The 17,307-nt window shown below is 68.5% G+C and carries 19 protein-coding genes; 6 read left to right on the forward strand and 13 right to left on the reverse strand.

Annotated features, from left to right (window positions below):
* Positions 1-55: 55 nt before the first annotated feature.
* Complete coding sequence (locus tag ACOQOP_RS05010) at positions 56-949, reverse strand: DMT family transporter (protein ID WP_420565222.1); 894 nt, start codon at positions 947-949, stop codon at positions 56-58.
* Between the two features lie 267 nt (positions 950-1,216).
* Here ACOQOP_RS05010 and ACOQOP_RS05015 point away from each other — a divergent pair, with 267 nt between their 5' ends.
* The gene (locus tag ACOQOP_RS05015; protein ID WP_420565223.1) at positions 1,217-2,170 is read left to right on the forward strand and encodes a putative metalloprotease CJM1_0395 family protein; all 954 of its coding nucleotides are present in this window, start codon (positions 1,217-1,219) and stop codon (positions 2,168-2,170) included.
* Between the two features lie 22 nt (positions 2,171-2,192).
* Here the strand turns inward: ACOQOP_RS05015 and ACOQOP_RS05020 are convergent, their stop codons facing one another.
* Entirely contained in the window at positions 2,193-3,014 is an 822-nt protein-coding gene (locus tag ACOQOP_RS05020) for a hypothetical protein (RefSeq protein ID WP_420565224.1), read from the reverse strand.
* 145 nt (positions 3,015-3,159) lie between these two features.
* Here ACOQOP_RS05020 and ACOQOP_RS05025 point away from each other — a divergent pair, with 145 nt between their 5' ends.
* Entirely contained in the window at positions 3,160-3,576 is a 417-nt protein-coding gene (locus tag ACOQOP_RS05025) for a flagellar basal body rod protein FlgC (RefSeq protein WP_420565225.1), read from the forward strand.
* 3 nt (positions 3,577-3,579) lie between these two features.
* On the opposite strand, the gene ACOQOP_RS05030 is transcribed toward ACOQOP_RS05025, so the two are convergent.
* From ACOQOP_RS05030 to ACOQOP_RS05065, 8 genes are all read right to left on the reverse strand, one after another.
* Positions 3,580-3,996: an iron-sulfur cluster assembly scaffold protein gene (locus ACOQOP_RS05030; RefSeq protein WP_420565226.1), complete on the reverse strand. Its 417-nt coding sequence runs from the start codon at positions 3,994-3,996 to the stop codon at positions 3,580-3,582.
* Positions 3,993-5,636 (reverse strand): NTP transferase domain-containing protein, encoded by a 1,644-nt coding sequence (locus ACOQOP_RS05035; RefSeq protein WP_420565227.1) that lies wholly within the window; start codon positions 5,634-5,636, stop codon positions 3,993-3,995. Before ACOQOP_RS05035 ends, ACOQOP_RS05030 begins: the two co-directional genes overlap by 4 nt.
* Before the next feature lie 27 nt (positions 5,637-5,663).
* On the reverse strand, positions 5,664-6,371 hold the full coding sequence (locus ACOQOP_RS05040; RefSeq protein ID WP_420565228.1) for an XdhC family protein: 708 nt from the start codon (positions 6,369-6,371) through the stop codon (positions 5,664-5,666).
* Positions 6,372-6,374: 3 nt separating this feature from the next.
* Entirely contained in the window at positions 6,375-6,716 is a 342-nt protein-coding gene (locus ACOQOP_RS05045; RefSeq protein WP_322330813.1) for an XdhC family protein, read from the reverse strand.
* A 33-nt stretch (positions 6,717-6,749) separates the two neighbouring features.
* The gene (locus ACOQOP_RS05050; RefSeq protein ID WP_420565229.1) at positions 6,750-8,054 is read right to left on the reverse strand and encodes a vWA domain-containing protein; all 1,305 of its coding nucleotides are present in this window, start codon (positions 8,052-8,054) and stop codon (positions 6,750-6,752) included.
* A gap of 10 nt (positions 8,055-8,064) precedes the next feature.
* On the reverse strand, positions 8,065-8,991 hold the full coding sequence (locus ACOQOP_RS05055; RefSeq protein ID WP_420565230.1) for an AAA family ATPase: 927 nt from the start codon (positions 8,989-8,991) through the stop codon (positions 8,065-8,067).
* A 99-nt stretch (positions 8,992-9,090) separates the two neighbouring features.
* Positions 9,091-9,996 (reverse strand): LysR family transcriptional regulator, encoded by a 906-nt coding sequence (locus ACOQOP_RS05060; RefSeq protein WP_420565231.1) that lies wholly within the window; start codon positions 9,994-9,996, stop codon positions 9,091-9,093.
* Between the two features lie 115 nt (positions 9,997-10,111).
* Positions 10,112-10,570 (reverse strand): CopD family protein, encoded by a 459-nt coding sequence (locus ACOQOP_RS05065; protein WP_420565232.1) that lies wholly within the window; start codon positions 10,568-10,570, stop codon positions 10,112-10,114.
* A gap of 127 nt (positions 10,571-10,697) precedes the next feature.
* Between ACOQOP_RS05065 and ACOQOP_RS05070 the strand changes: the two genes are divergently transcribed.
* A complete protein-coding gene (locus tag ACOQOP_RS05070) occupies positions 10,698-11,831 on the forward strand; it encodes an AI-2E family transporter (RefSeq protein WP_420565233.1) in 1,134 nt (377 codons plus the stop codon).
* 101 nt (positions 11,832-11,932) lie between these two features.
* Here the strand turns inward: ACOQOP_RS05070 and ACOQOP_RS05075 are convergent, their stop codons facing one another.
* Both ACOQOP_RS05075 and ACOQOP_RS05080 read right to left on the reverse strand, forming a co-directional pair.
* Positions 11,933-12,379 carry a hypothetical protein gene (locus tag ACOQOP_RS05075; protein WP_420565234.1) on the reverse strand — a complete coding sequence of 149 codons (447 nt, stop codon included), beginning with the start codon at positions 12,377-12,379 and terminating at the stop codon, positions 11,933-11,935.
* 10 nt (positions 12,380-12,389) lie between these two features.
* Positions 12,390-12,716 (reverse strand): DUF883 family protein, encoded by a 327-nt coding sequence (locus ACOQOP_RS05080; protein ID WP_420565235.1) that lies wholly within the window; start codon positions 12,714-12,716, stop codon positions 12,390-12,392.
* A gap of 162 nt (positions 12,717-12,878) precedes the next feature.
* On the opposite strand from ACOQOP_RS05080, the gene ACOQOP_RS05085 reads away from it, so the two are divergent.
* Genes ACOQOP_RS05085 through ACOQOP_RS05095 form a run of 3 tightly spaced genes read left to right on the forward strand, consistent with a single transcriptional unit; the run spans position 12,879 to position 15,944 of the window.
* Positions 12,879-14,054 carry an alanine racemase gene (locus tag ACOQOP_RS05085; RefSeq protein ID WP_420565236.1) on the forward strand — a complete coding sequence of 392 codons (1,176 nt, stop codon included), beginning with the start codon at positions 12,879-12,881 and terminating at the stop codon, positions 14,052-14,054.
* A 29-nt stretch (positions 14,055-14,083) separates the two neighbouring features.
* Positions 14,084-14,971, forward strand: a complete 888-nt coding sequence (locus ACOQOP_RS05090; protein WP_420565237.1) for an alpha/beta fold hydrolase — start codon at positions 14,084-14,086, stop codon at positions 14,969-14,971.
* The gene (locus ACOQOP_RS05095) at positions 14,961-15,944 is read left to right on the forward strand and encodes a YheT family hydrolase (RefSeq protein ID WP_420565238.1); all 984 of its coding nucleotides are present in this window, start codon (positions 14,961-14,963) and stop codon (positions 15,942-15,944) included. Before ACOQOP_RS05090 ends, ACOQOP_RS05095 begins: the two co-directional genes overlap by 11 nt.
* Positions 15,945-16,113: 169 nt before the next feature.
* On the opposite strand, the gene hemB is transcribed toward ACOQOP_RS05095, so the two are convergent.
* Positions 16,114-17,139: a porphobilinogen synthase gene (hemB, locus tag ACOQOP_RS05100; protein ID WP_420565239.1), complete on the reverse strand. Its 1,026-nt coding sequence runs from the start codon at positions 17,137-17,139 to the stop codon at positions 16,114-16,116.
* Positions 17,140-17,307 lie beyond the last annotated feature (168 nt).

Raw genomic sequence — 17,307 nt, forward strand, 5'->3', positions numbered from 1 at the left:
ACATGAAGCCTTTGGGGGGCGTGATTGGAAGTCTAACTTAGCGCCGAAATCAGGATCAGCCAGCCCCCGTCTCCGCCGGCCCCTTGGCGGCCGGCCGCACGACCAGGGCGACACCAAGGGCGGTGACGGCGATGCCGGCGGCGCCGACCAACCCGATCCGCTCGTCGAAGGCCAGCCAGGCCAGCACCGCGGTGGTCGGCGGCACCAGGTAGAACAGGCTCACCACCTTCACCGCCTCGCCCAGCCGGATCATCATCATGAGCAGCGAGAAGGCGCCGATCGACACCACCACCGTGAGCCAGGCGAGCGACAGGGTGAAGGCCGGAACCCATTCCACCTGCATCCGCTCGAAGGCCAGCGCGCCGAAGCAGGTGAGGGCGGCGGCGGTCAGATTCTGGATCGCGCTGCCCGAGGCCACGTGCATGGAGCTGGCGTAACGCTTCTGGTGCAGGGTGCCGACGCTGATGGCGATCAGCCCGGCGGTGCAGGTCAGCAGCCCGATCGGGTCGATCGTCGCCGCCTCCATGCGTTCGCCCAGCACCATGGCGACGCCGGCGAGCCCGAGGGCCAGCCCGCCCCATTGCCGCGCGCTGGTCCGCTCGCCCAGCAGCCGGCCGGCTAGCACGGCGGTCAGGATCGGCTGCAGCCCGACGATCAGCGAGGCGAGGCCCGCCGGCACGCCACGGTGGATCGCCACGAACACCCCGCCCAGATACACCCCCTGAACCAGGGCGCCGACAATCGCGATATGTCCGGTCTGGCGCCAGGTCGATGGCCAGGGGGCCGACAGGGCGCGGGCGATCAGCACGAAGATCACCGTCACCAGGGCGAAGCGGATCGCCAGGAAGGTCATCGGCTCGGCGTGGGGCAGCCCGAACTTGGCGCCGACGAACGCCGAGCTCCACAGCAGCACGAAGAGCGGTGGCGCGAGATAGGGAAGAGCGGACATGGAGCCGGGCAGAAACGGGGAACGGGCCGCCGGACGGCGGGTCGGACCGGTCTTCTCGCATCTTCCGGCGAGTCGTGCTATGAGATCCGTGGGAGAGTGGGTTATTTTGGACACGACTTTGGCCGCAAAAGCCGGCCCTGAACCGTGGAGTACCTGGTCAGAATGACCTCGACCGCCCCTCTTTCACCCATCGTAGCCGGGAGCTTGCCGCCCCTCGGACCGCCTTCGGGCATCGGTCCGCGGTCGGGCGATGACGACTCCGCGCCGGTGGCGGGACGCGGACGGGGCGAGGGCCGGGAGGGAGGCGACACCGGACGCGGTCAGAGCCTTCCGGGGCGCGAGGCCCCCGCACAGGGGCAGCAGGCCGAGCCGTTGCGTCCGGGCCGTCCGCTGATCGGCGGTGGGCCGTTCACCCTGGCCGTGGCCTTCGGGCTTCAGGCGGACGAGACGGCGCGGACGGTCACCGCCGGCAGCGCGGACAACCCGGCCCAGGCCGCCGAGATCGCCGGCCAGTCCGGCTCCAGCGCCGAGGAGGCGGCCTCCGGAACCGAACTCTCCGAGGAGGAGCAGAAGGTCGTCCGCGAGCTGCAGCAGCGTGACCGGGAGGTGCGCCAGCACGAAGCGGCCCATGCGGCGGCCGGCGGCGCCTATGCCGGGTCACCGACCTACACTTATCAGCGCGGGCCCGACGGACGGCAATACGCCGTCGGCGGCTCCGTCTCCATCGACACCTCGCCAGTGAAGGGCGATCCGGAAGCGACTCTGCAGAAGGCGCGTCAGGTCCGGGCGGCGGCCCTGGCTCCCGCCGACCCGTCGGGTCAGGACAAGTCCGTGGCTGCCGCCGCGTCGGCGCTGGAACGACAGGCCCAGGCGGAGCTTGCCGCCGAGCGCCGCGCCGAACAGTCCGGCGAGGGCGAGCAGGGGGCCTCCCAGCCTCCGGTGGACGGCCAGAGCCTGGACGCGACGCCGACGGTCAACGCTCCGTCTTCGTCCGAGGGCTCGGATGCCGACGGGGCCCAGGCTATCGGCGCGACCTCCGGCATCGCGGCTTCGAGCGAGGATGGTCCCGCCTTCGGGCAAGTCGGAGAAGGGGCGGAGGAGGACGATCCCGCGGGTCCACGCCCCTCCTCGCCCTTCGACATCGCCGGACTGGTCGGCCGCTCCTCCACCGGTTTCGACGGCCGCACGCCGGCGCCTCAGTTCCTGTCGATCACGGTCTGATCGGTCCCGGCCGGTACGGCGGTCAGTTGGACCTCGTCCCCCCGGACGTGCTTTGGGCGTCGGCGGCGGGCGGCTCCTCGCGGGCTTCCAGCATGGCGGGATCGAACCCCAGGCACTGCTTGAAACTCTCGGCGGTCTGATCCGGCGCCTCGGAGCAGGTATAGAAGGTGTTCCGGCAGGCGGTGTAGTCGCTCTCGCTGCCGCTGAACCGCATGTCGTCGCACAGTTCGGTGAAGCGCCGGGCGATCAGCGAGAAGCTCAAGGTCTGGTCCTCGACCGAATCCTTCTCCGGATTGAGCGGCCGTACCCGCAGGAACTGGGCGATGGCCTGATTGGCGCGGTTCAGGGTGATCTCGGCCGACTGACGCTCGCCCAGCAGGGTGAAATAGGTCACGTGGATGGTCTCGCCGAGCATCATCTGGCGCAGGATCGGCGGGATGAAACCCTCGCGAGCGTCGCCCCAGATGATGAACTGCACGTCGCGGCCCGCGACCTTGTACAGGGTCGGTTCCGTGCCGACTTCCAGTGCCTTCAATTCCTCCAGATCGACCGGATCGTGCTCGTCGACCCGGTATATCGGCAGGTGGTCGGGCGTCAGCATGGCCTGTGAGGAGCGGGGCAGGGAGAACTGGCCCCAGATGGAGTTGTCCTTCATCCGCATCAGTCTGAAGCGGTACCCGTCGCGCGTCAGGATCCGCGCCTCCAGGATCGGCCGGGGGCTCAGCGGATCCTCGATCACCTCCACATACCACTGGATGCGCTGGGCCTGCGCGTCGCCCGCACCGAGCAGGGGCAGGACGGCGAAGATCGCCAGAAGGATGAGGAAGCACCTCGCCAGGGGCATGTGTCGCGCGCTCCGCGTGCGGTGAATACGGCACCATGATAGCGGCGGGCGGGGACCGTGACGATCCTGGCGACAGCGCCACGTTAACCGGTTCTAAACCGCCGGTACGGTAGCCTCGGATCCAACTGGCTGCTAGGATACTCGAATGGCGATCACCAACGGCATCTACAGCGCTCTCAGCGGTGCGACCGCGGCGACCCGGCGGTTCGACAATTCGGCGTCCAATGTCGCGAACCTGGAGAGCGTGGCGGCCCCCCGCGGGTCCACCGAGACAACGGATGCCGATGGTAACAGCCTGTTCCGGCCGCAGCGCAGTATCGACAGCACGACCACCACCGGCGGTGTGCGCTCGAGCCAGCAACTGGTCGATCCGGTGTCGGTCCAGCGCTACGACCCGGACGCGCCGGACGCCGATGCCGACGGACTGGTGAACCGCCCGAACGTGTCGATTGAGCGTGAGGTGGTCGATCAGATCGCCGCGCAGAAGCAGTTCGAGGCCAACCTCGCGACCATCAAGACGGCCGACGAGCTGTTCGACTCCACCCTCGATATCCTGAGCTGAGCCTCAGCCCTTTTCCGCCAGCGCCTTGTTGGCCGCCCGGAACGGGAGCATGACGCATTCCCAGCGCGACTTCGCCGCCCGGACGGGCGAGAAGGCCGACAGCGCCGTCCAGGGCAGCATCTCGCCCTTGCCCGACAGATAATCCTCCACGGCCTTGGCTACGGTCGGCAGGGTCTCCGTCTTCTGGCCGATCACATTGTCGGCGATCACCGCGATCGACGCCTGGCACAGGGCACAGCCCTGCACCTTGGAGCCGACCGCCGTCACGGTCCCGTTCTCGATCTTCAGATCCACCGTGATGCGGTCGCCACAGACCGGGTTGTCGACCCGGGCGGTGACGGTGGGGGCGTCGAGACGGGGCAGGGCGCGGCCGGCGCGGGCGAGGGCGACGATCTCGTCCTGATACAGCGCATCGTTCACGATCCGGTCCCCCGGATCTTGGCCAGCGCCTCCGGCGTGTCGATGTCGGTGAGCACCGACTCGTCATCGACCTCGATCTCCACCGCCAGGTCCTCGTGGTTGCCGATCAGGTGGCGGGCGCCGACATCGCCGGACACCCGCGCCATCTCCTCGAAGAACCGCTTGGCGAACAGCACCGGATTGCCGCGCTTGCCGCGCCGGGTCGGCACCACGATGGCCCGGCCCTCCACCGGGTCGAAGGCGGCGATCATCCTGTCGATGATGGCGGTGCTGACCATGGGCATGTCGCCGAGGCAGATCACCACGCCGTCCACCTCCTCGCCGACCGCGGCGAGGCCGGTCTTCATCGAGGTCGACAGGCCCTCGGCATAGTCCGGGTTGTAGGCATAGGACGGTTTCAGGTCGGCGAGAGTCGCGCGCACGGTGTCGGCCTCGTGCCCCAGCACCACGGTCATGGACGACGCCTTGGAGGCGGCGACGGCCTCCGCCACGTGGCGCACCATCGGCTTGCCGCCCAACTCGGCCAGCAGCTTGTTCTCCGAGCCCATCCGCCGCGACTGGCCGGCCGCCAGTACGATGGCGGCGATCTTCGGCGCCCGGGCCGACGCCGTGTCCCCTTCGCCATTGCTTGAGCGCCGGCGCGAGCGCGGCATGGGACGGGTCGGAATGTCCTTCAGCAGCCCGCCCACGCCCATCCGGCCGATCTCGGCCCGGCCGACCGGCACGCCGGCGATCAGGCGCTGCAGCACCCAGTCGAAGCCGTTGAGCTTGGGAGAGCGGGCGCAGCCGGGCAGGCCGACCACCGGAATGTCGCCGATCCGGCCGATCAGCATCAGGTTGCCCGGATCCACCGGCATGCCGAAATGCTCGACGATGCCCCCGGCCTGCTCGATGGCGGCGGGGACCACGTCGCGCCGGTCGACCACGGCCGAGGCGCCGGAGACCAGCACCAGACGGGCGCCCTTGTTCATGGTTTCGTCGATCGCCTTGGCCAGCGCCTCGGTCGTGTGATCGCAGCGCACCTCGTGGCAGATCTCGCTCGCCATGCCGTGCAGCCGGGCGCGGGTGACCTCCATGGTGCTGTCCAGAACGCTTTCCTTGGTGCCGGACAGGCGGGACTGCACCAGCCCGACGGCGGTCGAGCGGTAGGGCTGCAGGCGGACCATGGGCTGCTCGCGCCGGCCGATCTCCTCGGTCAGCAGCACGCGGTCGCCGGCGACAGCGAAGGAGATGATCTTCAGGGTTCCGATCATCTGGCCTTCCTCCACCGCCTGATAGGGCGGCACAAGGGCCAGGGTGATCGCCTCGTCCACCAGGTTGAAGGCGTCGAGCCGTACCGGGTCGTAGAGCACCACGCCGGCGGTTTTGGCGTAGAGGTTGGCGCGGCCGGTGAAGGCGGCACTCACCGTCGTGCCGTCGCCGGCCAGCGCGGCGGCCAGCCGGTCGGCGGCGGCGTCCTCGGCCACGTCGCCCGCCTCCAGCCGGGCGGCGATCACGCTGGCGAAGCCGGCCTCGCGCAAGGCTGCGACGTCGTCGGCCTCCAGCACGCGGCCCTTCTTCAGGCTGCGCTTCTCAAGGCGATGGGAATGGGCCAGAACGGCCCCCTCGGCCTCGTCCAGCGGGGTGTCACCGAAGATCACGGTCGATGGTCTCCAAAAGCGCCGGGATCAGGCGGCGGCCGCCACGATCGGCTTGGCATGCAGGACGGCGGTCAACTCGGCCAGCACCGAGATGGCGATCTCGGCCGGTGAGACCGCGCCGATATCGAGCCCGGCCGGGGCATGGATCCGGCCGATGGCGGCATCGTCGAAGCCCATCGCCTTCAGCCGTTCCACGCGCTTGGCATGGGTGCGCCGGGAGCCGAGGCAGGTGATGTAGAAGGCGTCGGACTTCAGCGCGATCTCCAGGGCCGGGTCGTCCAGTTTCGGGTCGTGGGTCAGGGTCACCACGGCCGTGCGGCTGTCCGGCTTGAGCGCTTCCATCGCCTCGTCCGGCCAGTCGTCGATCAGCGTCACGTTCGGGAACCGCTCCGCCGTGGCGAAGCTGGCGCGCGGGTCAACCACGATCACCTCGTAGCCGGCGATGGACGCCATCGGCACCAGGGTCTGGCTGATATGAACCGCGCCGATGATGATCAGCCGCAGGGGTGGGTTGTGGCAGTCGAAGAACCAGCGGCCGTTGCCGATCTCCGCGACGCCGCTCTTGTTGTCGCGCAGCCGGTCGCGGGCTTCTTTGACGACCGCTTCCGGCAGGTCGCCTTCGACCTTGTGCGCATAGACCAGGGCCTGGGTCTTGCCGTCCAGGCCGTCGACCAGGGTGACCGGGGTCTTCGACCGGCGGGCGGTCTGCAGCTTGGAGAAGATATCGGCGCGCATGGCTCAGGCCTCCATCCGCTCGACCCAGACCTGGACGTTGCCGCCGCAGGCGAGGCCGACGTCCCAGGCCTGCTCGTCGCTGACGCCGAAATCCATCAGCCGGGCATCGCCGCCCTCCATGATCTCGAAGGCCTCCTTGATCACCGCGCCCTCGATGCAGCCGCCGGAGACGGAGCCGACCATGGCGCCGTCGCCGTCGATCACCAGGCGCGAGCCGACGGGTCGGGGCGAGCTGCCCCAGGTCTTCACGACGGTGGCCAGCGCCACCTTGCGCCCCTCGGACAGCCAGCCCTCGGCGGTGCCCAGCACGTCGTCGATGCTGGCGAACGGTGTCGGATCGGTCATGGTTGCGCCCTCCACGAAAAGATGCGTCCGGATCTACTTGGCGTCCTGTCGAGCCTCGTCCTCGACCCGGCGCAGTTCGGCGAGCCAGTCGTCCATCCCCTCGCGCCGACGCAGCGACGGCCGTCCGATGGCTTCCGCCAGCTGCTCCAGGCTATCGAGCGAATGCACCGGACGGAAGTCGTCCACATGGGGGAGGATGGCCCGCACCCCCTGAGATTTGGGGGCAAAGCCATCGTAGCGCAACAAGGGATTGAGCCAAATCAGCCGTCTGCACGACTTGTGGAGTCGGTCCATTTCCCCGGCCAGGCCGGCGCCGACCTCGCGGTCGAGCCCGTCGGTGATCAGCACCACGATGGCGCCCTGGGTCAGCACCCGGCGGCCCCAGAACCGGTTGAACTCGTGCAGGCAGTGGCCGATCCGGGTGCCGCCGGACCAGTCGTTCACCACGTCCCCGACCTGTTCCAGCGCCTCGTCCACGTCCTTGTTGCGCAGATAGCGGGTGACGTTGGTCAGCCGCGTGCCGAACAGGAAGGTGTGCACCCGGTCGCGGTCGTTGGTGATGGCGTGCATGAAATGCAGCAACATCCGCGAATAGCGGCTCATGGAGCCGGAAATGTCGCACAGCACCACCAGCGGCGGCCGCCGGGTGCGCTGCTTGCGGCGCTGCAGGGCGATCTCGTCGCCGCCCGAGCGCATGGTGGCCGACATGGTGCGGCGCAGATCGACCCGGTGGCCCTGCGGGGAGGGACGGAAGCGGCGCGTCTTGATCTCCGCGATCGGCAGGCGCATGTCGCGGATCACCTGCTTGGCGCGCAGGACCTCCTCCGCCGTCATCTTCTCGAAGTCCATCTCGCGCAGCAGTTCCCGGTCGGACCAGGTCATCGCCGCGTCGAGTTCGATCTCCTCTTCCTCCGGCTCCTCCGGATCAGCGCCGCCGGGGTTCTCGGATTTCAGCGCCTCCGCCAGGCGCCGGTTCATCTCCTGGCCCTTCTCCCTGTCCTCGTCCGCGTCGCCGCGGAACTCGGGCAGGATCATCTGCAGCATGCGCTCCAGCAGGCGCGGGTTGCGCCAGAACACGTGGAAGGCCTGGTCGAAGATCTCGCGCTGGTCGCGGCGGTTCACGAAGACCGCGTGCAGGGTCCAATAGAAATCACGCCGGTTGGTGATGCCCGCGACGCGCACCGCCTCCACCGCATCCAGCACCTTGCCGGGCCCCACGGGCAGGCCGGCCGCGCGCAGGGTCCGGCCGAAATGCATGATGTTCTGGATCAGCTTGCCGCCACCCTCGGCCCCTGCATCGGGGAGGGAGTAGTCGGGCGGGTTCAGATCGTCGGGCATGACCGGCCCCTTACGCGACCGCGGCGGCGCCCGCCAGCTCGGCCTTGATCTGGTTCAGGATCCGGGTGGCCTCGTGACCCTGGATCTTGGCGATGTCGTCCTGATACTTCAGCAGGACGCCCAGCGAGTTCTCGATCGCCTCCGGGCTCAGCGCCAGGTGGTCGAGCTGGACCAGCGCGTGCACCCAGTCGATGGTCTCCGCCACGCCCGGCACCTTGAACAGGTCGAGCTTGCGCAGCTCGTGGACGAAGGCGACCACCTGTTTGGATAGATCTTCCGGAGCGCCGGGCGCCTTCACCTTAAGGATCTCCAGCTCGCGGGCGGCCGACGGGTAGTCGACCCAGTAGTAGAAGCAGCGGCGCTTCAGCGCGTCGTGGATCTCGCGGGTCCGGTTGGAGGTGATGATCACGATCGGCGGGGTCTTGGCCACCTGGGGCCCGAGTTCGGGGATCGTCACCTGGAAGTCGGACAGCACTTCCAGCAGGAACGCCTCGAACGGCTCGTCGGTGCGGTCCAGCTCGTCGATCAGCAGCACCGGGGCGCCCGCCTCGTCGGCCTCCAGCGCCTGCAGGATCGGGCGCTTGATCAGGAAACGCTCGTCGAAGATGTCCTTGGCCAGGCTGTCGCGGTCGGCGCCGCCGGCCGCCTCGGCCAGGCGGATCTCCACCATCTGGCGGGCGTAGTTCCATTCGTAGACGGCGGAGGAGACGTCCAGGCCCTCATAGCACTGCAGGCGGATCAGCTTGCGGCCGAGGGTCTCGCTCAGCACCTTGGCGATCTCGGTCTTGCCGACCCCGGCCTCGCCCTCCAGGAACAGCGGCCGCCCCAGGCTCAGCGCCAGGTGCAAAGCCGTGGCGAGCGAGCGGTCGGCGACGTATCTGCCGGCGCCGAGAAGCTCCAGGGTGGCATCGACGGATTTCGGCTGCTCAAGGGCCATCGGGAAGTCCATGGAAGAGTGAGAAAGGGACGGCCTGGGGCCGCTTTGACTACGGACATAGCACTTGAGCCGGGGGTCTGCCAGGGGGCGGCAGCGCTCCTAGTCGGCAGCGCCGGCCGGCGGTGGCCCTTGGACCGGCTCCGTCGCGCGCAGCAGCGCGTCCAGGGACGGATGCGGAAAGCTGCGTCGGGCGGTAATGGCGTAGAAGGTCTCGGTGATGTTCAACGGAAAGGGGGCGGCCTGCACGATCCCGTGCTCGATCTCGTCGGCCAGGACGACCGCTGGGGCGGCGGCGATGCCCACTCCCTCGCGGGTCAGCAGACGGATCATGGCCATGTCGTCGACCTCGGCTGCGATCCGCGGCGTGATGCCGAGCCGGACCACCAGACTGTCGAATCCGGTGCGGATCGAGCTTTCCGTCGGCAGCACGATCGGCTCGCTGGAGAGCAGGTCCTTCAGGCTGTCGTGTCGCAGCCGGCTCTCCACACCGTAGAGCCCCACCGGCTGGCCGGCGATGCGGTGGGCGATCAGGTCGGCGAAGCGGTCGCGCGGCGGCGCCTCGGTGGTCAGCACGACATCGAGGGCCAGGGCCTGCAGCGCCTCCAGCAAGCCGCTGTTGTTGCCGGAGGACAGAATGAGGTCGGTGTTCCCGGCGGCGATGATCGGGCGCAGCAGACGGAGCTGGAAGTTGCGCGACAGGGTCGACTGGGCGCCGAGCCTGAGCGGCGGTACGGCACCGTCGCGCCGCTCCAGGGCGGCGACCAGCTCCTCTCCGGCGCTGAAGATCCGGTTGGCATGGTCGAGGGCGATGCCCCCGGCCTCGGTCAGGACGAGTTGCCGTCCGGCCCGCTCGAACAGCGGATGGCCGAGACGCTCCTCGAGCTGGCGGATCTGGGTCGACAGGGCCGACTGGGACACGTTGAGCCGCTCCGCCGCCCGGGTGAGGTTCCCGACAAGGGCGACCTCGTGGAAATAGCGCAGGTGGTGATAGTTCAGCCGATCCATGCAGGGAATATAGAACGGAACGAGAGATTTGTTTGAAAAATCAGAACACCCCGCGCGCCGCATCTGAGGGCTGCGCGAGGGGGCTTTCGCTCCGGGGTTCCGGGCCTTCGGCCAATCAGGGCCAGTAGGGGCCGGTTCCGGCGACGATCATGGTGATCATGCCGAGCCCGAGATTCACATGGACGATCTTGCGGATCAGGCCGAGCCGGGTGCCCGCCTGCTCGAAGTCGCCCGCATCCACCGCGTCGCGGAACTTCGGCCAGACCGCGAAGCGCAGATGGCCATAGGCCAGGAACATGATCAGCCCGATGCCGTGCATGATGTGGATGTACACGCCCGCGCCCGCGAACCCGCCGAACACCAGGAACAGCATGGCGTAGCCGGTCGCCAGCAGGACGAGCACGCTGCCGGACACGAACAGGAAGAACCGGTGGAACACCCGGCGCCACAGCCGGGGCCGCTCCGGCGCGGGCTCGATGCCGCCGACCGCCGGGCGCAGGACCACATAGGCGAAGAACATGCCGCCGACCCAGATGGTCGCGGCGACAATATGGAGTGCCAGGAGAACCGTCATCGTCATTCTGCGTTGCCTCTCTTGGGCGGGATGTCAGGCGCATGCTAGCGGCTCCGGCCTGTCTGATCGATCACTCACTGGGACGGGCCCGAATTCCCGGACGTCCGCCACATGATTGGAGCCGGCCTTGTCAGAGCTGCAGACGTCCAACCCGAAGCCTGTCCACGAGCAGTTCGGCCACGCCATCAGCTCGGTCGTCGGCGATCGCCGCCTGCTGGTGCCGCTCTGGGTCATGGCCGCGGTGGCGACAATCTTCTTCTTCCGCGAAGCCAAGCCGTTCCTGGCCCCGGTGATCGGCAGCGCGGTGCTCGCCATCGCCCTCAGCCCCATCACCCGGTTCCTGGAACGCTCCGTCGGGCTGAGCCGGGGCTTCGCCGCGCTCATCTCCCTGGTCCTGGCGGCCGGGGTCGTCGCCAGTGTCCTGTGGATCCTGATTCCGGCGGCGGACAACTGGCAGGACCGGCTGGGCGAACTCACCGAGCAGGCGGAGCGCAAGCTGTTCCCGATCAGCTCGACCATCGACGAGGTGAAGAAGGCAACCGAGAAGGTCGGAGAGGCCGCCAATCTGGCCGATGGCGACCAGCCGAAGATCGTGGTCGATACCGACGGCAGCTACCTCAGCCAGGTGCTTGGCGGCGCGCCCTTCGTCGTCATCCAGATCCTGACCACGGCCATCGTGTCGTTCTTCTTCCTGCGCGAGCGGCGATGGCTGCTGCGCAGCGGCATCGCGTTCTTCGCCACCTATCGCGAACGCTACCGGATGGCCCAGATCGCCCGGGAGATCCGGCGCAGCGTCGGCAGCTATTTTCTCATTCAGATCACCATTTCCGCCGGTGTGGGCCTGGTGACGGCGCTCAGCTTCTACGCCATCGGCATGCCGGCGCCGGCGACCTGGGGCGGGGCCATCGCCGTCGCCAACTTCGTGCCCTTCATCGGGCCGTTCCTGATCGCCGCCCTGTCCTTCGTCGGCGGGCTGGTGACCTTCGACACCCTGCAGATGTGCCTGATCCCGCCGGCCATCGTCTTCGCCGTCAACGCCGTCGAGGAGAACGTCGTCATTCCGATGGTCATGAGCAGCCGGTTCTACACCAGCCCGGTGGTCATCATCCTCGCGGTGCTGTTCGGCGCCTGGATGTGGGGGACCATCGGCGGCGTGCTGGCGGTACCCACGGCGGTGATCGTGCTCTCAGCGCTGCGCCGCTGGAGGGAGACCGAGGAGATGCTGGAGGACGAGGCGATCGCCGAAGAGGTGGACGACTGACCAACCCGTCCCCCGGCAACCGCCGCAAAGCAAAACCCCCGGCCACGTCCTGTGGCCGGGGGTTTTCTGTTGGCGTGTCGTGCGTTCGCGAAAGCGCGCTGTCAGCCCCGGCGGCGGCCGGTGATCAGCCCCAGCGCGACCAGGCCGCCGATCACCACGATCGGCGAGATCGAGCTGCCGAGCTGCTCCCCGAGGCGGTAGGCGTCCTGAACCGCGGCGGAGGAGGCGGTGCCCGGCACGGGCCCGGCGCCTGTCGGCGGCACGGTTCCGCCCAGGCTCCCGAGCGCTGTGCTCGAGGCGGCCGGATGGATGTAGCGCCGGCGTCGGGTGGCGATCATCAGCACGCCGACCGACACGAGGAACGTGACGGCGGCCCAGATCCCCAGGGAGGCGGCGAGGCCGACATGGGTTCTGGTCTCGATCACGGCCGCCGACAGGCCGAGGCCGACTGCCGCCAGCAGCAGAATCGTCCCTGCAAACGCAATGAGCCCGCGCCGGAAAGCCAGGGCGGCTTCGGCGCGGGCGATGGCGGTGAGCCCGGATAGCATGGGGACCGGCCTAGCGGCGCGACCACATGCCGAGCAGCAGGCCGACGCCAAAGGCCGCGAGCACGGAGGTGGTCGGGTTCGCCTCTATGACGCTGTTGACCTTCTGGTGCGCCTCTTCGGCCTGATCGCGGGCCTGGTTCGCCGCGTTCCGGGCGCGGTCGGCGGTCTCGTAGGCCGTCTGGCGCACGCCGTCCTTCAGCGCCGCGGTGCTATGCGTCGCCAGCGCCGAGACCGCGTCCGAAAGACCCTTCAGATCCTCGCGCAGCACGCGGAGCTGCTCCTCGACATTGGCTTCGGATGCCTTGGCGGCTTGGGCCGATTGACTCGATTGAGACATCGTGGATGCTCCTGATTGGGTGAAAACTGCTCAGGGAACGTTTGAACCGCTGAATGGTTTCACATGGGGAGCGGTGCACCCGACTTCATCGTTGAAACGTGTATTCTTGCCGCTCGATGCATCGGTGGACGTCGCGACCGCGGCGCTGGACAGGAGCCCGACATGGCCGACACCCCCGCGACGGAGACCCGTAGCCGCCGCCGTTTCAGCGACGCCACGGCCCTGGTGACCGCCCTGCGGCCCAGCTATCCGGTCTATTGTTTCCGGCCCCACAAGGTCCGCGCCGTGGCCCGGCATTTCGTGGAGACCTTTCCGGGTAAGGTGGTCTACGCGGTGAAGTGCAACATCGAGCCCCGGGTGCTTGGGTGGCTGGCCGAGGCCGGGGTGACCGCCTTCGACACCGCCTCGCTGACCGAGATCGCCGCCGTGCGCGAGCGGCTGCCCGATGCCGACGCGCTGTTCATGCACCCGGTGAAGAGCCGCGCCGCCATCCTCGCGGCCGACCGCGTCTATGACGTGTCGACCTACTGCGTCGATTCCATGGCCGAGCTGGAGAAGGTTCTGCAGGTCGCCAAGCGGCGCGACCTGAAGATCTTCGTCCGCGTGGCCACCCCCGGCGGCGGGGCGGCCTTCGAGCTGTCGATCAAGTTCGGCGCCACCCAGGCCGAAGCGGTGGAAATCCTGGACCGGGTAGCGGACGAAGGGCTGGAGGCCGGCATCGCGTTCCATATCGGCTCCCAGTGCCTCAACCCGCGCGCCTTCCGCACCGCCTTCGCGGTGATCGCCGATGTCTGGCGCGGCACCAAGGCGGAGGTGCGGGAGATCGATGTCGGCGGCGGCTTCCCGGTCGCCTATGCCGGCCAGCCGGTCCCGCCGCTGGAGGAGTTCGTCACCGAGATCATCGAGGGCCGGCGCGAGGCGGGTATCGACGAGAGTGTCGAACTGCTGTGCGAGCCGGGCCGCGCCCTGGTGGCCGACGGCTGCTCCATGCTGTGCCAGGTCCACCTGCGCAAGGGCGACCGGCTGTACCTGAACGACGGCGTTTACGGCAACCTGTCGGAACCGTACTGGTCGCGGGTGCGTTTACCGGCGCGACTGATCCGGGCGGAAGGCCGAATCAGCGACGCGCCGATGCAGGACTTCACGATCTTCGGCCCGACCTGCGACGGCAACGACCTTCTGCCGACCCCGTTCCGGCTCCCCGCCGACGTGGCGGAGGGCGACTGGATCGAGGTCGGGCAGATCGGAGCCTATGGAGCGGCCCTTGCGACACGATTTAACGGGTTCTTCGCCGACGCGCAGGTTGAACTTGCCGACGAACCGCCCGACACTGCCTAACAAACATAAAGTGCATCGGGTCTCAGACCATGCGTCCTAGCGCTGGCAGTTTTCCCTTCACCGACCACAACGGCACCGTCTGGCTGGCGTTTCAGGATTTCGGCGATCGGTCGCGTGACCGGGTGGTCGTCTGCGTTCACGGCCTGACGCGCAACGGCCGCGACTTCGACCGGTTGGCCATCGCCATGGCAAAGGACTACCGGGTGGTGGAGGTCGATGTGGCCGGCCGCGGCCGCTCGGGCTGGCTCGCCGACAAGTCGGAATACAATTACGCGACCTACCTGAAGCATATGGACGCGTTCTTCCAGTACCGCGGTCTGGAGGAGTGCGACTTCATCGGGACCTCCATGGGGGGGCTGATCGGCATGATGCTGGCCGCCCGGGAGGAGTCGCCGATCCGCCGGCTGATCCTGAATGACGTCGGCCCGGTCATCCCCGGCGCCGCGCTCAGCCGCATCGGCGTCCGGGTGGGCGAGGACCCGCGCTTCAAGAACCTTCAGGAGGCCGCCGAGTACTTCAAGGAGGTCTATGCCGATTTCGGCATCCCCGACGACCTCGCCTGGTCCGACCTGACCCTGCATTCCGCCATCCGCCAGGAGAACGGCACCTATGCCCTGCACTACGATCCGGCCATCGGCGACGTCTTCACCGAGGACATGGCGGACGTGAAGCTGTGGGACGTTTGGGACAACGTGCGCTGCCCGACCCTGGTGCTGCGCGGCGAGCATTCCGACGTCCTGACCCGGGAGACCGCCCAGCGCATGACCCGCTCCGGCCCCCGGGCCGAACTGGTCGAGTTTCCGGGTGTCGGCCACGCCCCCTCGCTGATGACCGAGGAGCAGATCAAGGTCATTCACGACTGGCTGCGGTCCTTCGACGAGGACGAGGAGGAGGATGCCGTCGCCGATGCCGGCTGAGATCGGCGTTCGGCCGTTCCGCCAGCGCTTTCCCTGGATCGGCGGCGACCTTCAGACCATCCGAGACTTCATCGTGCGGCCGGACGAACCGGTGCCGGCGGCCACATCGGAAACCCTGTCGTTCAAGATGCCGGATGGCACGGGCGACACCCTGATCGGCGTGCTGGATCGGCCGGCCGAGCCGGTGGCAGGGCGGCCGCTGGTGGTGCTGATCCACGGGCTGACCGGCTGCGCCGAGAGCGTCTATGTCAGGCGGTCGGCCCGGCGCTTCCTGGAGGCGGGCTTCGCGACCCTGCGGTTGAACCTGCGGGGCGCCGGCGCCAGCCGGCCGCTCTGCCGACAGCAGTACCATTCCGGCCGCAGCGGAGATCTGGCCGCCGTGATCGACCGGCTGCACGGGCCGGGCGGTGCCGCCCCCGACGGGGTGGCGCTGGTCGGCTGGTCGCTGGGCGCCAACATGCTGCTCAAGGGTGTCGCGGAGTTCGGGGTGGAGAAGCGGGTGCGGGGCGCGGTGGCGATCTCGGCACCGATCGACCTGATGGGCACGGCGCGGCATTTCACCATTCCCCGCAACACCGTCTATCACCGTCACCTGCTGGCGGCGATGCGGGCCGAGATGGCGGCGGTCCCCGGCGGATTGACCATGCAGGAGCACGCGCGGCTGGCGGCGGCGCGCTCGGTCATCGCTTTCGACGACGCCTTCACGGCACCCCGCAACGGGTTTGCTGATGCCGCGGACTACTACGCCCGGAACTCGGCCAGCGGATTCCTGGCGCGGATCGCGGTGCCGACCCGGGTGATCCACGCACTCGACGATCCCTGGATCCCGAAGGCGGGGTATCTGGCGGTGGACTGGGAGGCGTGCCCGGCGGTGCGGGCCACGCTCACCCGGCATGGCGGGCATGTGGGGTTCCACGCCCCCGACGGCGTGTGGTCGGACGCGGAGGCGGTGCGGTTCCTGGCGGGGGTGTAACCGCATATCATCATACCATCAAACAATCACACTCCCCGGCCTCGTGCCGGGGCCCACGGATTAGCGTGCCCCGCGCTTGAGATAGCGCAACGCCGCTCGCGCAAGAACCAGCGTAGGCCCCGGCACAAGGCCGGGGAGTGCATGAAGAAAAAAGGGAAGAGCGCCCCCCTTACCGCAGCCGCTTCGCCACCTCGACAGCGAAATAGGTCAGGATCCCGTCCGCCCCGGCGCGCTTGAAGCCCAGCAGGCTCTCCATCATCGCCCGCTCGCCGTCGAGCCAGCCGCGCTCGGCCGCGGCCATGATCATCGAGTACTCGCCGGACACCTGATAGGCGTAGGTGGGCACCCCGAACGTGTCCTTCACCCGGCGCACGATGTCGAGATAGGGCATGCCCGGCTTGACCATGACCATGTCGGCGCCCTCGGCGATGTCGAGGGCCACCTCGCGCAGGGCCTCGTCCGAGTTGGCCGGATCCATCTGGTAGGTCGATTTCGACGCCGAGCCCAGTGTCGACGCCGAGCCCACCGCCGCGCGGAACGGGGCGTAGAAGCCCGAGGCGTATTTGGCGGCGTAGGACATGATCAGCACGCCCTGGAACCCGGCCTCGTCCAGCCCCTTGCGGATCGCGCCGACCCGTCCGTCCATCATGTCCGAGGGCGAGATGATGTCGCAGCCCGCACTGGCCTGCAGCACCGACTGGCGGACCAGCACCTCCACCGTCTCGTCGTTCAGGATGGAGCCGTCCTCCAGCAGACCGTCATGGCCGTGGCTGGTGAACGGATCGAGGGCGGCGTCGCACATCACGCCGAGGGTGGGCACGGCATTCTTCACCGCCTCCACCGCCTGGCAGACCACGTTGTTGTCGGCCACCGCGTAGCTGCCCTGGGCGTCCTTCAACTCGCCCTCCACATAGGGGAACACGCCGATCACGGGGATGCCGAGATCGGCCGCCTCGCGCGCCACCTCGGCCAGTTCGGAGACCGAATAGCGCATGACGCCGGGCATGCTCTCCACCGGGATGCGGGGCTCGTCGCCGGCATGGACGAAGACCGGCCAGATCAGGTCGTTCACGCTCAGCGCGTTCTCGGCGACCAGCCGGCGCGACCAGTCGGCCTGGCGCGGACGGCGCATGCGGGTGGTCGGATAGCCGGTGGACGGCGCGATCAGGGTCTTGGGGCGGCCGTTGAAGGGCATGGCGTCCTCGTTTCGTCTTGTTGTTGCGCCAGAGTGTAAGCCACCCATCTAGCGATGCAACGGCGGCAAAGCCCGGTTGACCTTGGGGCACCGTTGACTTGTCCGAAGCCGGTTCAGATTATCCCGCGCCGCCCCGAACGGTAAGCCCACACCGTCTATAATCCGGGC

The organism is Thalassobaculum sp. (assembly GCF_965223715.1).
Taxonomy (GTDB): Bacteria; Pseudomonadota; Alphaproteobacteria; order Thalassobaculales; family Thalassobaculaceae; genus Thalassobaculum.

Coding starts and splice junctions, on each gene's coding strand:
- ACOQOP_RS05010 (WP_420565222.1), bottom strand. CDS start 949: ATGTCCGCTCTTCCCTATCTCGCGCCACCGCTCTTCGTGCTGCTGTGG.
- ACOQOP_RS05020 (WP_420565224.1), bottom strand. CDS start 3,014: ATGCCCCTGGCGAGGTGCTTCCTCATCCTTCTGGCGATCTTCGCCGTC.
- ACOQOP_RS05025 (WP_420565225.1), top strand. CDS start 3,160: ATGGCGATCACCAACGGCATCTACAGCGCTCTCAGCGGTGCGACCGCG.
- ACOQOP_RS05040 (WP_420565228.1), bottom strand. CDS start 6,371: ATGCGCGCCGATATCTTCTCCAAGCTGCAGACCGCCCGCCGGTCGAAG.
- ACOQOP_RS05045 (WP_322330813.1), bottom strand. CDS start 6,716: ATGACCGATCCGACACCGTTCGCCAGCATCGACGACGTGCTGGGCACC.
- ACOQOP_RS05050 (WP_420565229.1), bottom strand. CDS start 8,054: ATGCCCGACGATCTGAACCCGCCCGACTACTCCCTCCCCGATGCAGGG.
- ACOQOP_RS05055 (WP_420565230.1), bottom strand. CDS start 8,991: ATGGCCCTTGAGCAGCCGAAATCCGTCGATGCCACCCTGGAGCTTCTC.
- ACOQOP_RS05060 (WP_420565231.1), bottom strand. CDS start 9,996: ATGGATCGGCTGAACTATCACCACCTGCGCTATTTCCACGAGGTCGCC.
- ACOQOP_RS05065 (WP_420565232.1), bottom strand. CDS start 10,570: ATGACGGTTCTCCTGGCACTCCATATTGTCGCCGCGACCATCTGGGTC.
- ACOQOP_RS05075 (WP_420565234.1), bottom strand. CDS start 12,379: ATGCTATCCGGGCTCACCGCCATCGCCCGCGCCGAAGCCGCCCTGGCT.
- ACOQOP_RS05080 (WP_420565235.1), bottom strand. CDS start 12,716: ATGTCTCAATCGAGTCAATCGGCCCAAGCCGCCAAGGCATCCGAAGCC.
- ACOQOP_RS05085 (WP_420565236.1), top strand. CDS start 12,879: ATGGCCGACACCCCCGCGACGGAGACCCGTAGCCGCCGCCGTTTCAGC.
- ACOQOP_RS05090 (WP_420565237.1), top strand. CDS start 14,084: ATGCGTCCTAGCGCTGGCAGTTTTCCCTTCACCGACCACAACGGCACC.
- ACOQOP_RS05095 (WP_420565238.1), top strand. CDS start 14,961: ATGCCGGCTGAGATCGGCGTTCGGCCGTTCCGCCAGCGCTTTCCCTGG.
- hemB (WP_420565239.1), bottom strand. CDS start 17,139: ATGCCCTTCAACGGCCGCCCCAAGACCCTGATCGCGCCGTCCACCGGC.